Here is a 17,493-nt window from a genome sequence, read left to right as displayed (position 1 = left end):
GGTAACGGGAGTGTCAATAGGACGTTGGGAGCGTTCCCAGATCGTTACCGCTCACCACTTCCAGCGCACCGACCCCACCTAGACCGCCCGCACCAATGCGGTGACCAGGGACTTTCGGCCAGGAAACGGAGTCCCCGGACACGGACTTCTTGATCGACAACGCTCTGTCGGGCGCGGCGGGGTGGCGGGCCGGCGGTGGATCAGCAGAAGTGGCGCAGGAGGGTGGTCGCGCGGGTGGCGTCGAACCGGGACGGGTCGAAGGTCGACCCCGCCCAGTCGCGCAGCATCGCGTGGCGGGAACTGACGAGGTCGACCGCGTCGCTCTCGTCGTCCACGGCTTCCAGGAGCGCCTGGTAGCCCAACGACCCGCCGACACCCTCCGGCGGGCAGGCCCGTTCCCCGGCCAGGCAGACCGGGTACCGCTCGTCGGGGTCCGCGGTCAACGCGTCCTCCACGACCAGGTCGTGCTCCCACCAGTCGCCGAAGTCGTACGTGTAGGAGAACCGGCTGCCCTTGCCGAGCACCGCGTCGAGCCGCACGTCCAGCTCGTCGTGCAACGCCAACTCCCCGTCCGCGTCCGGCTCGCCGTACTGCACCGCGTCGATCTCGAACGAGTGCAGGCGGCAGTCCCGCCAACCCATCGCGTGCTGCACCACCCGGTGCAGCCGATCCAGCGTGTAGCCGGCCGGCACGAGCACCCGACGCCACACCGGCGGGCGGGTCCCGGCAAGGGACATCTTCAGCTGGAAGATCTGACGCGCCATGCTGTCCTGTCCTCCCGCGGCTTAGGCTGCGAGCATGATCTGCCGAGCGTGCCGGGCCCGGCGACACGACGACTGCCCGGGCCGGAACTGGTGCGACTGCCAGCACCGTACCGCCGAACCCACCCCTCCGGTCACCGGTCCGGCCGACGAATGACCGTCGGAATTCCGATCCGACGACTCTGGCCCGAGCCGTCGACGCAGCCGCTCGACGACGCCGCGTTGACCGCCCTCTACGGCCGCGTCGACGAGCCCCGACTGCGGGTGAACTTCGTGGCCAGCCTGGACGGCGCGGTCACCGTGGACGGCTACTCGGCCGGGCTCTCCGGCGAGCCGGACAAGCGGGTGTTCGGTCTGCTGCGGATGGTCTGCGACGCGCTGGTGGTGGCCGCCGGCACCCTGCGCCACGAGGAGTACCGGGCGGTCCGGCTCAGCGAGCGCCGCCGAACCTGGCGTCTGGCCAACGGGCTGACGGAGTACCCGACGCTGGTGGTCGTCTCCAACTCCCTCGACCTGGACCCGGCGCAGGCCGCCTTCGCCGACGCGCCGACCCGCCCGCTGGTGCTCACCCACGCCGACGCGGAGCCCCCGCCCGGCCTGACCGACGTCGCCGACCTGCTGCGCTGCGGCGCCGAGCGGGTCGACCTGGCCGCCGGTCTCGTCGAGCTGCACCGCCGCGGGCTCACCCAACTGCTCTGCGAGGGCGGCCCGCACCTGTTCGGCGCGCTCACCGCCGCCGACCTGGTGGACGAGCTGTGCCTCACCGTCTCGCCGCTGCTGGCCGGGCCCGGCCCCGGCCGGATCACCGCCGGCGACACCGCACCGCCCCGGCACCTGCCACTTCGCCACGTGCTCGCCGCCGACGACGGCGTTCTGATGCTCCGTCACGCCCGCCGCTGAGACCTCAGTCGGTGAGCACCGCCCCGGGAGCCCACGGAATCCGGTAGCGCCGGCCGTCGGTGGTGCTCGCCCAGACCTGCACCTCGTCGTACGGCTCGGCGGCGACCACCTCGGCCACAGCGCCGCGCGGTGCCGCGCCGAGTGGATGCGAGACGCCGCCGGCGACGACCTCGACGGTACGCCCCTGCGGAGCCTGGACCAGGACGTAGAGCCGACCGCCGGAGCGCCGGGCCACGGCCACGCCCAGCCCGCTGCCGGTGGATCGCAGGGCCGTACACACCGCGTCACCATCGACGCAGGCCAGGTCGTACGAGAGGTGGTCGAGCAACCGGCGCGGACCACCCCCGTCCGAGGTGATCACCACCTCGGCCGCCTGTCCCCCGGCGGCCCGCTCCTCGGCGCGCGGCTCGCGCCGGATCAGCACCAGCGTCTCCGTCCCGACCCGGCCGACCGCGACGACCTGCGCCGGCGTCGCCGGTCGACCGTCGGGACCGACGATCCCGGCCGGAACGTCGGCAGCCGCGCTCGGCGCGGTGCCCCCGCCCTCGCTGCCGCCACCGCGACCGGTCGGCCCCAGTCGCGGGAGCAGCAGTGCCCCGACGGCGGCCACCACGGCCACCGTGCCGCCCGAGAGCAGCAGACGCCGACGGCGACGCGCCCGACTTCTCCTGGCGACCCGTTGGGCGAGACCGGGTGGCAGCTCCACTGTCGCGACGGCATGGTCGAGCAGGGCGGCCACCTCGTTGTCACGCATGGTTTTCCTCCGCGAGGTCGAGGTCGAGTGGGGGAACACCGGCTGCCTCCAGTCGGGCCCGCAGGCGGCGCAGACCACGAGAAGCCTGGCTCTTCACCGAGCCCACCGAACATTCCAGTTCGGCGGCGGCCTCCGCCTCGGAGAAGCCGAGCCAGTACCGGACCACCACCACCGCCCGCATCCGCGGTGGAAGCTCCCGCAGCGCGGTCAGAAGCAACTCCCGGTCGTCGACCCGGGTCAGCTCATCCTGCTGCGGCACAGCCTCCGGAAGACCGGCGACCCGACGTCGGTTCCACGGCGAGCGCCACCGGCTGACCAACCGGTTGGTCATGGCGCGACGCAGGTAGGCCTCCGGCTGCCGTTGCCGGACCACATGCCAGCGCGGGTACGCCTGCTCCAGCACCTCCTGCAGCAGGTCCTCGGCGTCCGCCCGCTGCCCGGTGATCAGTACGGCGAAGCGGAGCAGTCGTGGGCCGCTCGTCGCGACGAACGCGCCGAAGTCGTCATTCATACGTGCTCCATGCCTAGGTAACGCGGCCGGTGCCTCGGGAGTTGAGTCCGGACCTCGCGCGGTGCCCGCCGACACGACCATCACCCACCTCATGCGCTCGGTCGAACACCCAGCGTCATGAGTGTGACGGCGCATGGTGTCGTCCGCCGCGTCGCGTGGCGACCTGTCGTACTCCTCGGGCAGGATGCACTGCATGCGCGCCGACCGTGATGCCCGACCGACCCGAGCCGCCCGATGACCGACGCCGAGCTCGACAGCCCGGGCGGGGTGGTCGGCCGCGTGCTGGGCACCGCCGACGCCACCCCGTTGCAGTTCTGGACGGCCGTCGCTCCGGGCAGTTACCTCCAGCTCGACGACGTGGTGGTCACCCGGCGCGAGCTGCCGGACCGGGAACCGGTGACGATCGCCGGGGTGGTCACCCAGGTCCGCGCTCGGCACGAGGGCGCCCAGTTCGAGTCCGACGTGTTCGCCATCGCCGACGGCACGCTGCCCGCGCAGGTGCAGGAGGCAGCCGAGGTGACCACCACCCGGGTCGATCCGGAGCTGTACGTGCCGCCGACCCCGGGCGCTGTGGTGCACCGGGCCGAGGGCGACGCGCGGGCCCGCGCGCTGCACTTCGACCGGATGGAGCGGCGCATCCCGATGGGGATGGGTCGGGACGGGGTCCCGGTCTACCTCAACGCCGACTTCCTCGACGGCAGCCGGGGTGCGCACGTCTCGATCTCCGGCATCTCCGGGGTGGCCACCAAGACCAGCTTCGCCACTTTCCTGCTCTACTCGGTGTTCCGCTCCGGCGTGCTGGGCGGCGACGCGGTCAACGCCAAGGCACTGATCTTCAACGTCAAGGGCGAGGATCTGCTCTTCCTGGACCACCCGAACACCCGCCTCGACGAGCCCACCCGCGCCGCGTACGCGAAGCTCGGGTTGAGCGCTGGCGCCTTCCCCGACGTGCGGGTGTACGCCCCGCCCCGGGTCGGTGACTCGGCCGGCACGCCGGATGTGAGCAGCCGGCTCACCGGCGTCGACTCGTTCTACTGGACGTTGAGCGAGTTCTGCACCGACCGCCTGCTGCCGTACGTCTTCGCCGACGCCGACGACGAGCGCCAGCAGTACACGATGGTGGTCCACTCGGTGGCCGCGCACCTGGCCCGCTACGCCCAGCCCGCCGACGGCGGAGTGAGCATCGACGGGGTGCGGCTCGGCTCCTACGGCGATCTGGTCGACCACATCGTCGACCAGCTCAACGACGACGAGACCCGCTCCGACTGGGCGGGCAGCGCCGTGGGGCTGGGCACCGTCAACGCGTTCGCCCGGCGGTTGATCGGCAGCAAGAAGGACCTGGCCCGGCTGATCCGTGGCGACCTCGCCACCCGCCGCCCCCACTCCATCAACACGAGCGAGTCGGCCCAGGTCACAGTGGTCGACCTGCACAACCTTCCGGACCGCGCGCAGCGGTTCGTGGTCGGTGTGACGCTCAAGAGCGAGTTCGAGCGCAAGGAGAAGTCCGGCACCGCCAAGCCGCTGCTGTTCGTCGTCCTCGACGAGCTCAACAAGTACGCCCCCCGGGAGGGCTCCTCGCCGATCAAGGAGGTCCTGCTGGACATCGCCGAGCGGGGCCGCTCGCTCGGGGTGATCCTGATCGGCGCGCAGCAGACGGCCAGCGAGGTGGAGCGGCGGATCGTCACCAACTCGGCGATCCGGGTGGTCGGCCGGCTCGACCCGGCCGAGGCGTCCCGCCCGGAGTACGGGTTCCTGCCGCCCGCGCAGCGCCAGCGGGCGTTGCTGGCCAAGCCGGGCACCATGTTCGTCAACCAACCGGACATCCCGGTGCCGCTGTGCCTGGAGTTCCCGTTTCCGGCCTGGGCCACCCGGGTCTCCGAGGCGGGCCGGGCACCATCGGACACGCTGCGCTCGATCACCCAGTCCGCCGACCCGTTCGCCGTGGTGGGCTCCGGCGGCGGCACCGACGACGACATCCCGTTCTAGGTAGGGGCCGGCACAGCCATGAAGATCCTGCACACCTCCGACTGGCACGTGGGAAAGGTGCTCAAGGGGCAGTCCCGGGCCGACGAGCACAAGGCCGTGCTGGCTGGGGTGATCGAGATCGCCCGCGCGGAACAACCGGATCTGGTGATCGTCGCGGGTGACCTCTACGACACCGCCGCGCCCAGCTCGGAGGCGACCCGCCTGGTCACCAGGGCGTTGACGGCGTTGCGTCGTACCGGCGCGGACGTGGTGGCGATCGGCGGCAACCACGACAACGGCCCGGCGCTGGACGCGTTGCGTCCGTGGGCCGACGCCGCCGGCATCACGTTGCGCGGCGGGGTGCGGGAAAACCCGGACGAGCACGTCATCGACGGCACCACCGCCGGTGGCGAGCGGTGGCGGCTGGCCGCGTTGCCGTTCCTGTCCCAGCGGTACGCGGTGCGCGCGTTGGAGATGTACGAGCTGACCGCCGCGGAGACCAACCAGACGTACGCCGACCACCTGGGCCGGGTGCTGGGGCGACTGACCGAGGGTTTCACCGAGCCGGACCGGGTGCACCTGGTCACCGCGCATGTGACGGTGACCGGCGCGGCCGCCGGTGGTGGCGAGCGCGACGCGCACACCGTGTTGGGCTACGCCGTTCCGGCCACGGTCTTTCCGGCCACCGCGCACTACGTGGCGTTGGGTCACCTGCACCGGGCACAACGGGTAGCCGGCCCCTGCCCGGTGCGGTACAGCGGCAGCCCGCTCGCTGTCGACTTCGGTGAGCAGGAGAACGTCCCCTCGGTGACGATGGTCGAGGTGACGGCCAGCACGGCCGCCCGGGTGCGGGAGGTGCCGGTGACGGCGGCGAGCGCGCTGCGGACGGTGCGCGGCACCCTGGCCCAGCTCGCCGAGATCGAGGCACCGGACGCGTGGCTGCGGGTGTACGTGCGGGAGCAGCCCCGCGCCGGCCTGCGCGAGGAGATCCAGGAGCTGCTCCCCCGGGCCCTGGAGATCCGGATCGACCCGGAGCTGTTGGCCGCGCCGGGCAGCGGCGCGCGCATCGCGCAGCGGTCGGGGCGTTCGCCTCGGGAGTTGTTCGCCGACTACCTGGACAGCCGCGGCCACGCCGACGAGGGTGTCCGGGAGCTCTTCGACGAGCTTTTCGAGGAGGTCGAGCACTGATGCGTCCGATGCGATTGGACATGGCCGGCTTCACGGTCTTCCGGGACGAGACCACTGTCGACTTCACCGACGCCGACTTCTTCGCGCTGATCGGCCCCACCGGTTCGGGCAAGTCGACGGTGCTGGACGCGATCTGCTTCGTCCTCTACGGCATGGTGCCCCGCTGGGGTGGCGCCCGGGGGTTGGCGAACGCGCTCGCGCCGTCGGCGGCCGAGGCGCGGGTGCGGTTGGTCTTCGAGTCCGGCGGCGCCCGTTACGTCGCGACCCGGGTGGTCCGCCGGGACGGCCGGGGCAACGTGAAGACCGCGAACGCCGGGTTGCAGCTGATGCCGGCCGGTTTCGACGTGACCAAACTGGACACCGGTCTGAGCCCGGACGACCTCGGCGAGGTGGTGGCCGGCACCCCCGCCGAGATGGAGCAGGCGGTGCTGGAGGCGGTCGGGCTGCCGTACGAGCAGTTCACCAGCTGTGTGGTGCTGCCACAGGGGCAGTTCGCCGACTTCCTGCACGCCAAGCCGGCGACCCGGCAACAGATCCTGGTCAACCTGCTGGGCCTCGGCGTCTACGAGGACGTGCAGAAGAAGGCGACGGCGCGCGCCGCGCAGGCGGAGGCCCGGCTGGAGGCGGTCGACCAGGTGCTCGTCGGGTTGACCGGCGTGGACGACGAGGCGTTGGCCGAGGCCGACGCCCGGGTCGAGCGGATGGCCGAGCTGGCGGCGGCGGTGGCCGAGGCGGTGCCGGAGCTGGCGGCGGCCCGGGTCACCGCACGGGAGGCCGCGGCGGCGTTGACCGCGCTGGACGACGAGCTGACAGTGCTGACCGGGGTGCGCGCGCCGGGTGGAGTGACCGCTGTCGCTCGCGCGGTCGCCGCGGCGCGGGCCGACGCCGAGGCGGCGGCGACCGCGGTGTCGCTGGCCGAGGAGCGGGAGGACAAGCTGCGCGGTGAGCTGGCCGCCGCCGGTGACGAGAGCGCGCTGCGACTGCAACTGCGGGCGTACGACGATCGGGATCGGCTGTCCGGCGAGGCCGACACGGTCCGGGCGACGGTGCGCGCGGCGCACGACGAGCACGCCGCCGCGGTGGCGGCGCTGGCCGCCGCACGGGTGGTCGCCGAGCGGGCCGACGCCGAGCTGGAGGCGGCCTTCCGGGCGCACGAGGAGGCGAAGGCCACCGACCTGGCGGTGAGCCTGCGGGTGCACCTGCACGCCGGTGCGGCGTGCCCGGTGTGTGAGCAGCCGGTGGCCGAGGTGCCGGCGGTGCCGGCCGATTCGGCGGTGGCCGCCGCGACGGCGGCGGGCAAGGCGGCGCGGGCCGCTTCCAAGGCCGCGCAGGCGACGGTGCAGGAGCGGGACGCGGCGGCGCGGGAGCTGGAGCGGCTGCTGGTGCAGGCGCGAGCCCGCCAGGAGCAGATGGAGGCCCGGCTGTCCGAGCTGGACGGGCAGCTCTCCGGCGCGGCCGAGCCGGCCGTCCTGCGCCGGGAGCTGGCCGAGCACGCCCGCTTGCGGCGCGCGCTGGAGGAGGCGGCGACAGCGGTCCGGGCCGGCCGCGAAGCCGCCCGGCAGGCCCGGGCCGGGGTGGACGCCGCCGAGGAGCGGCTGCGGGCGGCGTGGCGGGCCTTCGACACCGCCCGTGACGGGTTGGCCCGGTTCGGCCCACCGGCGACCGACCGGAACGACGTGGCTGCCGCGTGGGCGGCGCTGACCGGGTGGGCGACCACCGAGGCGGACCTGCGCCGCGCCGAGCGGGCCGGTCGGGCCGACGCCGTCGCGGAGGCCGAGTCGGTGGCCGACGGGGTGCAGCGGGGCATCGCCGGCATCTTCGCCGCCGCCGAGGTGCCGGTCGGGGACGACCCGGTGCACGCGGCGACGGTGGCGGTGGAGCGGGCCGACGCCGACCGGCGGCGGCTGCACGAGCGTCGCGAGCAGGCCGGAACGTTGCGCGAGCAGCGGGCCGGCCACGAGCGGGAGGCGCAGGTGGCGCGCGCGCTCGCCGGGCACCTGCGGGCCAACAACTTCGAGCGGTGGCTGCTGGCCGAGGCGTTGGACCTGCTCGTCGACGGCGCGTCGGGGATCCTGCGGGAGCTCTCCTCCGGTCAGTACGAACTGGTGCACGACAAGGGCGAGTTCGTGGTGGTCGACCACCACGACGCGGGGTTGCGCCGGGGCGTGCGCACCCTCTCCGGTGGTGAGACGTTCCAGGCGTCGCTGGCGTTGGCGTTGGCGCTCTCCGAGCAGTTGGCCGGCATGTCGACCACGGCGGCGAGCCTGGAGTCGATCGTCCTGGACGAGGGTTTCGGCACGCTCGACGCCGCCACCCTGGACACGGTGGCGGCGACCCTGGAGAACCTGGCGGCCCGGGGCGATCGGATGGTCGGTGTGGTGACCCACGTGCCGGCGCTGGCCGAGCGGATCCCGGTCCGGTTCGAGGTGCGTAAGGACGCGCGCTCGTCGCGTATCGAACGGACCGGCCGGTGAGCGTGAGGAGCGCGGCGCACGGGAGCAGCGCGGTCGCTGACGGTGGGCCGGCCCGGTGAGCGACGCCGCGTTCTTCGTGGATTCGTGGGATCCGGCGTACGGGGCGTCGTTCGAGGCGTCCGCCGCCGGCCCGGCCGCGCCGAGCAGCGCCCAGGTCGACGCGGACGTGGAGTTGCCGGCTGTGGACTGGCGGGCGATCGGGGTCCGCCCCGGGGTGCGGGCACCGGACGTGGTGTTGCTCGTCGACGGGGTTCGCCGCATCGACGCCAGCATCTGGACGGCGGAGACCGACGGCCTGTCGTTCCCCGGGTTGGCCGCCTCGTACGCGGCCGGGGTGGTCCGGTGTGACCTGGGGCGAGGTGCGGCGCAGTTGGCGGGCACCCGGGTTGGCCGGGGCCTGTTCACCGCGAGCCCGTCGGCGCAGGACGTGGTGGCGGGCGCGATCCGTTACCCGGTGCACCGGGTGGGTGGCACCGGTGAGCTGGCGAAGTTGCCGGCCGCCGTGCAGGGTCCGCTGACCGCGTTGGAGGTGGCGGTGTCCGACGCCGCCCGGGTCGACGGCGATCTGTTGGTGGTGGACGGCCCGCTGCGCGCTCGTCGGCAGTTGCCGCGCACGCTGGGCTACATCAAGACGCAGCACAGTCAGTACCTGGACGCCCGGCTGACCGCTGTGGTGACGGGGATGGCATCGGGTGAGCGTTCCCCGGTGTTCCGGCTCGGCACCGCCTGGGGCGGTTGGTCGTGGTATTTGCGGCTGCCGGTGGCGATCGGCGCGCCGTGGGCGGGCATCGTTCGGGTGGAGTGCTCCGCCGACCTGCCCGTCGAGGCGGCGATCGAGCTGGCCGACCTGTCGCTGGTGACCCTGCCGCGCTTCGCCTCCACCCCGTACAAGGATCCGCGGGCCCCGCAGAACCTGATCCCGATCGCCGGCCTGGAGCGCCGGCTGCGGGCCCTGCTCGGCGATTCCCGGTTGCTGCACCGTGCGTTGACCGCCGCGGCCCGCGCCGCCCGATGAGCGCGGACACTGGTTCCGATGGGGCGTAAACGGGCGGCTGACCGGGTGGTCGAGCAGGTGGACACCGGGCTGGCGGAGCTGGTGCCGGCTCCGGACCGGGCCGGCTCGTGGACGCTGCTGCTGGACGGCGCGCCGCAGTCGCACGTCGACCTGACCGATCCCACCCATCTCGAGTTCGAGTACGTGCGGCGGTTGGCTGCCGCGGTGGATCTGATTGCACCGGTCGGTGAGCCGCTGCGGGTGTTGCACCTTGGTGGCGGCGCGCTGACCCTGCCCCGGTATGTCTCCGCCACCCGACCCGGGTCTACCCAGCGGGTGTCCGAGGTGGACGGTGCGCTGGTCGAGTTGGTCCGTCGGGCGTTGCCGTGGCCGTCGGACGCCCGGTTGCGGGTCCGGGTCCAGGACGCCCGGGCGGTGCTCGCGTCCACCCGGGAGGCCAGCTACGACGTGGTGGTCGCCGACGTGTTCGCCGGTGCGCGTACGCCGGCCCACCTCACGTCGGTGGAGTACGCCGCCGAGGTGGCCCGGGTGCTCCGCCCCACCGGGTGGTACCTGGCGAACCTGGCCGACGGTCCGCCGCTGCGGCACGCCCGTGGGCAGGTCGCCACGGTCCGGTCGGTGCTGCCGCAGGCCTGTCTGGTCGGGGACGCGGCGGTGCTGCGCGGGCGCCGGTACGGCAATCTGGTGCTGGTCGCCGGGCGGTCCACACCTCCGGTGCCGGAGCTGACCAGACGCGCCGCCGGTGACTGGTTTCCCGGCCGGGTGGTGGCCGGCGACGACCTGGACCGCTTCGTCGGTGGCGCGCAGGTGGTTCGGGACGCGGACGCCACCGGCTCCGATCCGCCACCGCCGGGGCTGTTCTCGGTACGCCGCTGACCGTCCACCCCATCGGGGCGGGGAAGTTTTTTCGTCGTCTGTTGATCCGCTGGGGCCGGCGCTGCGTACCACCGGGCGGCCCACCTCGTGGGCCGGCGTTGGTCACGGACATCCCGGAGGTCTGCATGCACGCGGTGGCGGCCGGTTGGCATGGCGACGCGGTACGCGCTGACTGGTTGTCGGCGCGACCCTCGTCACGGTCGACCTCGTCTGCCCGAGGGGTCGACGCACGGGCGTCGACTCGCCAGAATGGTCCGGTGACGCCGCGACCGGCGCCCGGACGCCATCAGGCGACGACAACCGAGGCCAGCCACTCCGACCAGTTGATCCGTCAGCTCTACGCCGAACACGCCGGCCCGTTGCTGATGTTCGTCATGCGCCTCACCGGGGGGGACCGGCAGCGCGCGGAGGACATCGTCCAGGAGACGCTGCTGCGGGCCTGGCGCAACGCGCACCGGCTGGGCACGCAGGGGCAGGGCTCGTTGCGCCCGTGGTTGGTCACCGTGGCCCGCCGCATCGCCATCGACGAGCACCGCAGTCAGGAGGCCCGGCCGCCGGAGACGTACGACCGGGACCTCACCGCGTTCGCCGAGGCGGACAGCACCGACCGGGTACTGCGCACCATGACGGTGGCGGACGCGCTGCGTACGCTCAGTCAGTCGCACCGGGAGATTCTGATCTCGACGTACTTCCGGGGGCGGACGGTGCCGGAGGCGGCCGAGGAGTTGGGCCTGCCGTTGGGCACCGCCAAGTCGAGGGTCTACTACGCGCTGCGCGCGCTGCGCACGGCTCTGCAGGAGCGGGGGGTGACAGAATGAGCCGGCCGGACCACATGGACGTCGCGGCGTACGCGCTCGGTGTGCTCGACGAGCAGGACACTGAGCGATTCGAGGAACATCTCGCCACCTGCTGGGCGTGCGCCGCCGAGTTGGAGACGATGGTGCCGGTCGTCGGGCTGCTCTCCGACATCGACGGCGAGACGATGATGGCGCTGGAGCAGACGGCGACCGACCCGGCTCTGCTGGACCGCACGCTCGGCGCGGTCCGGGCCGACCGACGGCGTAGCCGGTTTCGTCACCTGCTCGCAACGGCCGCCGCGGTGGTGGTCTTCGGCGGTCTGACCGGGTACGGCTTCGTCAGCGTGACCGGCAACGACCAACCGCCGGGGGTGCTGGCCGAGTCGACGCCGAGCGCGCCCAACGACCCTCCGACGAGCGTGCCGACGGCCGCGCCGAGCGGCCCGGGTGTGGGCGGCACCGAGGTGGAGGGCGACCAGGTCGAGGCGACCGACCCGACCACCGGTGTGCAGACCACCATGTTCCTGGTGACCAAGGACTACGGCACCCGGGTCAATTTCAGTCTGCGGAAGCTGCCCGGCCCGCGCATCTGCCGACTGGTGGTCGTACGCAAGAACGCCACCACCGAGGTCATTTCGACCTGGTCGGTGCCGGATGGTGGCTACGGCACCAACACCCGGCCGCAGGGTCTCGAGCTGAGCGCCTCGACGTCGGCCCTGCCGAAGGACATCAAGCAGCTCCAGGTGCAGTCGGTGGATGCCAACGGCGTGGCGAGTCCGCTGGTCACCGTACCCATGTAAGTGCGCCTACCGCATCGGCGCCGGTCATTGTCACAATGACCGGCGCCGATCTGTCGTTCCGCGCGGAGGGTCCCCTCGCGGGTGCGTACGCATGGCAGCCGGAAACGGTTCAATTGATTTAAGTGAAATTGACCACTGTTACTACTTCAACCTTGACAGCCCATCCGCCGTACCTATGGGTGAACTGTCAAGAATGAGGAGGGCACGTGGCACAGATGAAGCGGACCGTCATCGTCGCGAGCGCGATGGTCGCACTAACGGCCTGCGCTCCCGCGGGTTACGACGGGGCGAACTCGAGCGCGGCTGAGCCGGTCGCCGTCGCCGCGGCCGAGCCCACCGCGACGGTTGAACCTGAGGCCTCGCCGTCCGCGGAGGCGCCCGCCGCCGACGCCCCGCCCGCGGACGTCGACCTGACCGAGAAGTTGATCGGCAAGAGCGTCGCCCGGATGGGCAAGGTGGTCACCGACCAGGACGGCTGGATCCTGTACCGCTTCGACAAGGACACCGCCGACCCGCCGTCGTCGAACTGCGTCGACAAGTGCGCCGAGGTGTGGCCCCCGGCACTGACCGACGGCAACCCGGAGCTCACCGGCGTCTCGGACGACAAGGTCAGCAGCGTGACCCGGCAGGACGGCACCCGTCAGCTCACCGTCGGCGGCTGGCCGGTCTACCGCTACATCGGTGACAAGAAGCCCGGCCAGTGGAAGGGCCAGGCTGTCGGTGGCACCTGGTTCGTGGTCCAGCCGGACGGCAAGAAGAACCTGAGCTGCCTGCCCAAGGGCACGCCGAAGGCGGTCGCACCGCCGGCGGACAGCGACTCGAACGACGCCGGCGGCTCGGGCTACTCGTACTGAGCCTTGGTCGCCCACGAGGGCACGGTGGTCGGTCGTCGCCGGGGAGGGCGCGACCGGCCACCGTCGTGTCCGGGGTGGGTCAGGCCCGTTCCCACGGGCTCGGCACCGGGAAGTACGTCTCCAGGAACGGAATGAGCAGCGCCAACTGCGCCTCCAGGTCCTCCTCGACGGAGAACGCGTCGTTCAGGCAGAACACCTGCCGGTCCCGACGGGCCAGCAGGTGCGCCAACCGGGCCGGCGTGTCCGGGTGGGACAGCTCGGCGATGGTGTACCGCAGGTTCCCCGGCGCCGCGCGACCGGTGTGGAACGCGTAGTAGTGGTGCAGCGACGAGGCGACCGACAGGTCGTCCATGCTGCGGAACTGACTCGCCGCGGTCCGCCGGTACTGCTGCGGGAACGTCTGCTCGATCTCCTGGAGCACGCTGCGCCGCAGCGCGTGCGGCATGTGCTTCATCTTCTGGGTCAGCACGGTGCCGAACCGCTCCGCGATCAACGCCCGGTTGTTCTTCCCGGCCGCCGACGACGGGATGTCCCCGGCGGCGGGCGGGCCCGGCGGCACCAGCGCCGGCGACGGAAAGAACCGGGAGATGCCGTTGGCCAGGAAGAAGTCCTGGGGTAGCACCTCGGTGCCGAGAAAGACGTCGTCGTTGAAGTACAGGAAGTGCTCGGAGAGCCCGTCGATGTGGTGCAGCTGACTCTCGATGGCGTGCGAGTTGTACGTCGGCAGCACCGTCGGGTCGGCGAAGATCTCCCGATGGCTGACCACCCGCAACCCGCTGGCGGACGGGTCCAGCCAGGCCGGCACCTGGTCGTCGGTCACCACGTAGACGTGGCGCACCCACGGCGCGAACAGGTGCAGCGAGCGCAGCGAGTAGCGCAACTCGTCACGGCTGAGGAAGCGGGCCGCGCTCGCCGCCTCCGCGTGGTACGGCACCCCGGCCACCTCTGCCCGTCGGCGTAGCCACGCCGGGTCGGCACCGTCGACCCAGGTGTAGACCACGTCGACCGGGAACGGCACGTCGTCGGGGCGCGGTGCGGCGAACTCGGGGCGGGTCCAGGCGGTCGCGGGCGCGGCGGCGGGCGCCAGGCCGGTGAACCGCGACTCCGGTACGAGGACCAGCGGCGCCGCCACGGTCACCTGTTCGGCGACGGCGTTGGGCCGCGGGGCGACGAGGCTGTCCCCCTCCCGGGTCCAGAACTCCACGTCGCACCCGTACGCCTGCCCCAGCACCAGCCGCCGCTGGGGGTCGGTCCAGTACCAGGTCAGCCGCAACACCGCGGCGTCGACGAGCCGGTCCCAGGTCTTCGGTTCGAAGCCGGCCGCCGGCTGACCGGTGCCGTCCGGCACACCGACGTAGCCGGGGACCCGACCGCAGGCGGCGGCCAGTGCGGCGTACGCCCGCGTGCGGTGCGCGGCGTCGACGGCGACCACCGACGAGCGGTGGGTTTCGCCGCGTACCCGGAAGTGGGGTACGCCGGCCTCGTCGAGCGCCGCCGTCACCGCGGTGAGGTTGTCCAGCCGTGCCATCAGCGGGGTGACGGCCCCGATCCGGGCCACCCGGGGTCCCCGGTCGGCGGTGACGACCACCCGGTCCGCGCCGGCCAGCAACTCCGGCTGGCGGCGGGCCAGCCGCTCGCTCCGGCGCTCGGAGACCTGCCCGTCCCGCGCGGCCCGGGCGACCCACTGCTTGAGCTGGTGCCGGGCCCGGGGGCTCACCTTCGTCGCGATGGCCCGCCGGGTCTGCGGGCTCAGCACGCGGCGGTACACCTCCACGAACCCGGTGGGCTCGGCCAGCGCCCGGGGCGGTTCCCCCGGCGTGGGCGTCGGGCCGCTCACCGCTGCGGGCCCGGCAGCGCCGCGATGGCGGTGGCCACCCGTTGGGAGTTGTTGCGGTCCTGCGCGACGAAGAAGTCCGTCGCCCGACGGGTGTACTCCTCCTCACGGACGCACCCGCTCTCCAGGTACCTGATGATCGCGTCCACCGTCCCCGACGCGGTCTCGCAGACCGGGCCGAACCCGTCCTCCCGGTGCTCGAAGTACCCCTTCTTGTAGCCGCCGATGCTCCAGAACTCCTCCGCGTCGAACTGCGCGTAGATCAGCGGGGTGCCGAGGTACGCGACGTCGCAGGCGGTGGAGGAGTAGTCGGTGATGAACAGGTCGCACTGGCGCAGAGCGTCCTGCACCGTCCGGCTGCTCTGGTCCGCCATGGTGAAGCAGTCGTCGGTCGGCACGAGCCCCGCCAGCAGCGAGCGCATCTCGTAGTGCGGCAGCAGTTCGAGGGTGTAGCCGTGCTGGCGCAGCGCCTGCCGCAACCGCTCGTCACCGAACAGCTCGGCGAGGAACACCTGATAGGCGGAGCCCTCGAAGGCGACCCGAGGTCGGGCGGCCTTGTTGTACGACGGGGTGACGAGATACGTACGCCAGGTCGGCATGAACAGGATGCGACGGTGGCCCCGGTCCGGGATCAACGCGTCGAAGCGGGGCAGGCCCGTGTTCGCGACCATGTCGCCGTAGTCGAGGTTCTTCGCCACGTACTCGGCCTCCCGGTCGGCCGAGGTCACGAAGAGGTCGAAGGAGGCCCGGCCACGGTGGACGCCGGCGCTGACGTCCTTCTCGATCACCCCGTGGTCGAGGAACACCCGGGTGGGGGCGATCCGCCAGTTCAGGTGCTTGAGGAAGGGCGACCGCTCCCAGCTCGCCGGCAGCATGTAGGAGTCGATATCGTACGAGTTGATCAGCTTGGTGGCGTGCAGCATCAGGAACTTGTGCCGGAACGAGCCGTGGGTGACGACGTTGCCCAACCCCTGCACCCGGTGCCGGTCCGGGCTGTCCTTCGCCAGCAGGTAATACACGTTGCGCCGACGCTCCACCTGCCGCAGGTGCCGGAACAGGTGCGAGGAGTTGTCCTGCGCGGTGTCGGTACGCTCGCCGACCAGCCACACGTCGCGCCGGCTCATCAGTGGCGCGGTGAGCGTCCGCAGCAGCCGCTGCTTCCAGAACGGGCCTCTGGAGGCCGCGTGCCGCAGATCCTTGCGGAGCATCAGACGTCGCCACCGGCGCTGTCCGGCCACCCCGGCCTTGCGCTGGACCAGCAGCTCGGCGTTCTCCCGGCCGCTGAAGGTGGGCAGGACCCGGGTGTTGCCGGACAGTTTCGTGGTGGCGTCGCGCAGGTAGGCCGCCGAGATCAGGCAGTGCCGGGAGGCCTGCCCGGTCGTGGTCAGGAACACCAGCCGCAGCGCGTGCTGGCCGCCGCGGAGCTTGCCGATCGGCAGTTCGGCGGAGAAGCCCGACCACTCCCGGTCGTCGTCCCCGGCCTTGAGGTCCGCCCGCCGTTCGGCGGTGACCGGCACGGTGAGGCTGCTGCCCCGCACCCGTAGACCCATGGGGGTGTCCAGCGGGGCGCGCATCGGCAGACCGTTGACCACCAGGTGTCCGGAGACCTTGAGCGTCTCCCCCGACGACGCGAGCCGCATCTGCTCCAGCCGCACCCCGACCGCTGTCACCTTCGTCAGCGGGAGCAGCGCCGGCGTCACCGGGTAGTCGAGGTGCAGGTCACCACCACAGGCGACCACCCCGCGCAGCCGTTGCCACGGACGGGCGAACAGCTCGAAGTCGTACAGCTTGAACGCCAGGTACGGAACCCGGTGCCGGGTGTCGATCGTCCAGTTGGCGATGAAGGAAGGATCGATGTCCTGGTAGATCCGGGTGCACTTCTCGAAGATCTTCCACAGGTCCGCGTCCTCGAAGAGGGTGTGCGCCCGCATGGCGAAGCCCTGGTAGCTGCGGACCAGCCACCGTTCGAGCACCTCGCGGCGGAATACGTCCAGGTCGGGCCGTAGGTCGGCAAGGGTCTCGCACAGCTCCAGGTGGTCCCAGAAGTTCTGTTCGCGGACGAAGAGGTTGTCCATGATGGAGCTGCTGACCGCGCGCTTGCGGTACTGGTAGACCACCGTGTCGACGAGTGCGATCCGTTCGGCCCTGAGCAGCATCGGGATGGCCAGGAAAGCGTCCTCGAAGTGCACCCCCTCCCGGAACCGCAGGCCGTGCTTCCGCAGTTGGGCGAGGTCGTACAGCTTGTGGCACGGGCCGGCGTCGAAGATCAGATCCGGTGCGTCGACGACGGTCTCCAGCAGCCGGTCACCCTTGCCGAACGGCTTCTTCCACAGGAACGCGGTCGGTTTCGGGAAGGTGTCCATGTCGCCGATGGCGATGCTCGCCTTGTGCGTCACGATCGCCTTGAGCAGCACCTCGATGGCGCGCGGTGGCAGCAGGTCGTCGGAGTCGACGAACGCCACGTACGGGGTGTCGGCCAGGTCGAGCGCCAGGTTCCGGGCCGCCCCCGGCCCGCTGTTGCGCTGCTGCAGGGCTGTCACGTTGGGGTGCTCGGCGGCGAACTGCTTGGCCAGCAGGTCGGAGCCGTCGGTGCTGCCGTCGTCGACCAGGATGACGTGGCACGTGCCGAAGACGGTCTGTGCCTCGATCGACTCGAGCGTCTCGGGCAGGTAGTCCGCGACGTTGTAGACCGGAACGATGATCGTGACCTGCGGGGCGGGGTCTACCACTCTGGACTCCACTGAAGAGGGTGCGGGGAACGCGG

Annotated in this window: 14 protein-coding genes; 9 read left to right on the top strand and 5 right to left on the bottom strand. The window is 72.0% G+C overall.

Annotation, left to right across the window (positions count from 1 at the left end; translation table 11 throughout):
- Window positions 1-200 precede the first annotated feature (200 nt).
- Window positions 201-764 (bottom strand): plasmid pRiA4b ORF-3 family protein, encoded by a 564-nt coding sequence (locus tag AB0877_RS06495; protein WP_366607248.1) that lies wholly within the window; start codon window positions 762-764, stop codon window positions 201-203.
- A 150-nt stretch (window positions 765-914) separates the two neighbouring features.
- Between AB0877_RS06495 and AB0877_RS06490 the strand changes: the two genes are divergently transcribed.
- The gene (locus AB0877_RS06490; RefSeq protein ID WP_366607246.1) at window positions 915-1,661 is read left to right on the top strand and encodes a pyrimidine reductase family protein; all 747 of its coding nucleotides are present in this window, start codon (window positions 915-917) and stop codon (window positions 1,659-1,661) included.
- A gap of 4 nt (window positions 1,662-1,665) precedes the next feature.
- Here AB0877_RS06490 and AB0877_RS06485 read toward each other — a convergent pair whose 3' ends face one another.
- Together AB0877_RS06485 and AB0877_RS06480 are read right to left on the bottom strand one after the other, a co-directional pair.
- Entirely contained in the window at window positions 1,666-2,415 is a 750-nt protein-coding gene (locus tag AB0877_RS06485; RefSeq protein WP_366607244.1) for a hypothetical protein, read from the bottom strand.
- Entirely contained in the window at window positions 2,408-2,926 is a 519-nt protein-coding gene (locus tag AB0877_RS06480) for a SigE family RNA polymerase sigma factor (RefSeq protein ID WP_366607242.1), read from the bottom strand. The genes AB0877_RS06485 and AB0877_RS06480 overlap by 8 nt, the downstream gene beginning before the upstream one ends.
- Before the next feature lie 234 nt (window positions 2,927-3,160).
- Here AB0877_RS06480 and AB0877_RS06475 point away from each other — a divergent pair, with 234 nt between their 5' ends.
- From AB0877_RS06475 to AB0877_RS06440, 8 genes are all read left to right on the top strand, one after another.
- The gene (locus AB0877_RS06475) at window positions 3,161-4,912 is read left to right on the top strand and encodes an ATP-binding protein (protein ID WP_366607240.1); all 1,752 of its coding nucleotides are present in this window, start codon (window positions 3,161-3,163) and stop codon (window positions 4,910-4,912) included.
- Window positions 4,913-4,930: 18 nt separating this feature from the next.
- On the top strand, window positions 4,931-6,079 hold the full coding sequence (locus AB0877_RS06470; protein WP_366607238.1) for an exonuclease SbcCD subunit D: 1,149 nt from the start codon (window positions 4,931-4,933) through the stop codon (window positions 6,077-6,079).
- Window positions 6,079-8,553, top strand: coding sequence for an SMC family ATPase (locus AB0877_RS06465; RefSeq protein ID WP_366607236.1), 2,475 nt, complete (start codon window positions 6,079-6,081; stop codon window positions 8,551-8,553). The genes AB0877_RS06470 and AB0877_RS06465 overlap by 1 nt, the downstream gene beginning before the upstream one ends.
- Window positions 8,554-8,608: 55 nt before the next feature.
- Complete coding sequence (locus tag AB0877_RS06460; protein WP_366607234.1) at window positions 8,609-9,568, top strand: hypothetical protein; 960 nt, start codon at window positions 8,609-8,611, stop codon at window positions 9,566-9,568.
- An 18-nt stretch (window positions 9,569-9,586) separates the two neighbouring features.
- Window positions 9,587-10,444 (top strand): fused MFS/spermidine synthase, encoded by an 858-nt coding sequence (locus tag AB0877_RS06455; protein ID WP_366607232.1) that lies wholly within the window; start codon window positions 9,587-9,589, stop codon window positions 10,442-10,444.
- A 125-nt stretch (window positions 10,445-10,569) separates the two neighbouring features.
- Window positions 10,570-11,262, top strand: coding sequence for a sigma-70 family RNA polymerase sigma factor (locus tag AB0877_RS06450; RefSeq protein WP_030488630.1), 693 nt, complete (start codon window positions 10,570-10,572; stop codon window positions 11,260-11,262).
- Window positions 11,259-12,041: a zf-HC2 domain-containing protein gene (locus AB0877_RS06445; protein WP_366607230.1), complete on the top strand. Its 783-nt coding sequence runs from the start codon at window positions 11,259-11,261 to the stop codon at window positions 12,039-12,041. The genes AB0877_RS06450 and AB0877_RS06445 overlap by 4 nt, the downstream gene beginning before the upstream one ends.
- A gap of 206 nt (window positions 12,042-12,247) precedes the next feature.
- The gene (locus AB0877_RS06440; RefSeq protein WP_366607228.1) at window positions 12,248-12,895 is read left to right on the top strand and encodes a hypothetical protein; all 648 of its coding nucleotides are present in this window, start codon (window positions 12,248-12,250) and stop codon (window positions 12,893-12,895) included.
- Window positions 12,896-12,974: 79 nt separating this feature from the next.
- On the opposite strand, the gene AB0877_RS06435 is transcribed toward AB0877_RS06440, so the two are convergent.
- Window positions 12,975-14,732 carry a stealth family protein gene (locus AB0877_RS06435; protein WP_366607226.1) on the bottom strand — a complete coding sequence of 586 codons (1,758 nt, stop codon included), beginning with the start codon at window positions 14,730-14,732 and terminating at the stop codon, window positions 12,975-12,977.
- Entirely contained in the window at window positions 14,729-17,458 is a 2,730-nt protein-coding gene (locus AB0877_RS06430; protein WP_366607224.1) for a CDP-glycerol glycerophosphotransferase family protein, read from the bottom strand. The genes AB0877_RS06435 and AB0877_RS06430 overlap by 4 nt, the downstream gene beginning before the upstream one ends.
- Window positions 17,459-17,493 lie beyond the last annotated feature (35 nt).

The organism is Micromonospora sp. NPDC047644, assembly GCF_040704315.1.
In the GTDB taxonomy this organism is placed as follows: domain Bacteria; phylum Actinomycetota; class Actinomycetes; order Mycobacteriales; family Micromonosporaceae; genus Micromonospora.
The sequence above is the reverse complement of the archived record's forward strand: the minus strand, read 5'-3'. Positions and strand labels throughout refer to the sequence as shown.

Coding starts and splice junctions, on each gene's coding strand:
- AB0877_RS06495 (WP_366607248.1), bottom strand. CDS start 764: ATGGCGCGTCAGATCTTCCAGCTGAAGATGTCCCTTGCCGGGACCCGC.
- AB0877_RS06490 (WP_366607246.1), top strand. CDS start 915: ATGACCGTCGGAATTCCGATCCGACGACTCTGGCCCGAGCCGTCGACG.
- AB0877_RS06485 (WP_366607244.1), bottom strand. CDS start 2,415: ATGCGTGACAACGAGGTGGCCGCCCTGCTCGACCATGCCGTCGCGACA.
- AB0877_RS06480 (WP_366607242.1), bottom strand. CDS start 2,926: ATGAATGACGACTTCGGCGCGTTCGTCGCGACGAGCGGCCCACGACTG.
- AB0877_RS06475 (WP_366607240.1), top strand. CDS start 3,161: ATGACCGACGCCGAGCTCGACAGCCCGGGCGGGGTGGTCGGCCGCGTG.
- AB0877_RS06470 (WP_366607238.1), top strand. CDS start 4,931: ATGAAGATCCTGCACACCTCCGACTGGCACGTGGGAAAGGTGCTCAAG.
- AB0877_RS06465 (WP_366607236.1), top strand. CDS start 6,079: ATGCGTCCGATGCGATTGGACATGGCCGGCTTCACGGTCTTCCGGGAC.
- AB0877_RS06455 (WP_366607232.1), top strand. CDS start 9,587: ATGGGGCGTAAACGGGCGGCTGACCGGGTGGTCGAGCAGGTGGACACC.
- AB0877_RS06450 (WP_030488630.1), top strand. CDS start 10,570: ATGCACGCGGTGGCGGCCGGTTGGCATGGCGACGCGGTACGCGCTGAC.
- AB0877_RS06445 (WP_366607230.1), top strand. CDS start 11,259: ATGAGCCGGCCGGACCACATGGACGTCGCGGCGTACGCGCTCGGTGTG.